Below are 203 nucleotides of genomic sequence, written 5' to 3'. Positions count from 1 at the left end.
CACTCACCACCTCCAGACCGAGCCCTCGCGCCCATCCAGACCAAGCCCTCACCCACCCCTAGACCAGGTCTTCATACTCGCCACCCGGCTGACGTCCCACCCCGCGCCCGACAGCGGGGTTCTCTTCGGCCCTGACGGGTGATTGATCAGTCACTCACAGATAGGAGCAAGCCATGTCCCAGACACCCACCGACCACCGTCAC

This window comes from Phytoactinopolyspora endophytica, from assembly GCF_004138495.1.
Lineage (GTDB): Bacteria > Actinomycetota > Actinomycetes > Jiangellales > Jiangellaceae > Phytoactinopolyspora > Phytoactinopolyspora endophytica.
The sequence above is the reverse complement of the archived record's forward strand: the minus strand, read 5'-3'. Positions refer to the sequence as shown.